The 1,395-nt window shown below is 53.8% G+C and carries 2 protein-coding genes; both read left to right on the top strand.

Going from position 1 to position 1,395, the window contains the following annotated elements; all coding sequences use genetic code 11:
* A partial coding sequence (locus AC1DWI_RS23175; RefSeq protein ID WP_477725920.1) for a hypothetical protein occupies positions 1-454 on the top strand: 454 nt, incomplete at its 5' end.
* A 120-nt stretch (positions 455-574) separates the two neighbouring features.
* On the top strand, positions 575-1,395 hold an 821-nt coding region (locus AC1DWI_RS23180; protein WP_477725921.1), incomplete at its 3' end, for a DUF1444 domain-containing protein.

Consider the following 1,395-nt stretch of genomic DNA (forward strand, 5'->3'; position numbering starts at 1 on the left):
ATGCATAACATGTCAATCGACACGGATCCACAACAGCAGGAGGCGGCTTCGCCCCGGGTTTTGGTGGTCCGGTCATCTTCACGTTAGGCTCCTTCTTCCCTACCTCATGCTTGCAAAGCTATTCGCAGCACTCCTGGCACTCTCTGGAGTACTGCTGGTCCTTGTCGGGAGCGCGGCTATCATCCAGGCCGAACCCAACTCACCCATGTTCTTTGGAATGCTATCTGCCATCGTCGCGTTCGGAGTGGGCTGCCTCATCGCCTCCATCGGTGTCTTCAGAATGCGGCGATACGGCTTCGTTTTATGCATTGGCCTGGGCGTAAGTGCCGCCGGCCTCGCGCTTATCGTTTCTGAATCTGCAGGCCAGGGAGTACTCTGGCCAATCTTTGCGTTCATGACGGCCAGCGGCGCTGCCGGCTTGTTTGTAAAGTCAGGCGCCGATGTTGCGGGATGAACCGCGCCGTGACCAAGTGTTCAATTTTCTTGACGGCATATTGCCTTCGCTCTACAGCCTGACAGCTCACGTCGAACTTTCGGCGTCTTTCAGCGTCATCAATTTGCAAGGGAGCTAGTTTTGAACAAAGCATGTGCAGTATCGGCAAGTTTGTTGGCCTTCTTCTCAGTTGAAGCCGCAGCCCAAGCCATACCAATGGAGGAACAGACATTTACTGAATTTGCCGCACAAGCAGTACGGCGCGAGGTTGGCGACACGCCTGTCTCAATAAAGGGGCCACTTACATTGTCGGTTGGCGCCTCGCAGGCCAATCTAGAGAGGGTTTTCGGTTTTTGCCGCTCTAATAATTCTGGTTGCGTATCCGAAATCGACCGGTATGCCAAGGGTGTGGCGCAAGTGCTAAAACAACAGAATGCGCCGGTAGATAAAAGCTCAGTGCGCCTCGTTGTCCGGTCAAGCGAATATATCAAGCGAGCGCAGGAATCTTTGGGTAGTGATGGCCCGACGCTTCAGGCGAAACCACTCGTTGAAGGGCTGGTATCGGTAGCCGTGCTCGATACGCCGCGCGCGGTGAGACCGCTTGATGATCGCGACCTGAGAAAGCTCAACATATCACAGAATCAGCTATTTGAACTTGGTGGTGAGAATCTGCAAGCCACACTGAAACCTCTCGCTGACAGTGCGAAGCCCGTCGGAAACGGGCAGATTGGAGCTATTCCAGGTAGTGTGTATGAGGTCGGCCGCGTCGCCATTCTTTCTCAGTGGGCATCTCTTGCAAATGCTCAGCAAGGTCTCCTTGTTATAGCTCTGCCAACAACGGATATGGTCTTGTACATATCGGAATCCACTCCGTCAGCAATAGATGCGCTTCGGGCGCTCTCCAAAGACACCGCTGCAAAATCATCCAATCCTCTTTCGCCAACCACCGTACTCAAATGGAC

The sequence above is a fragment of the Polaromonas sp. P3_C2 genome (assembly GCF_056402675.1).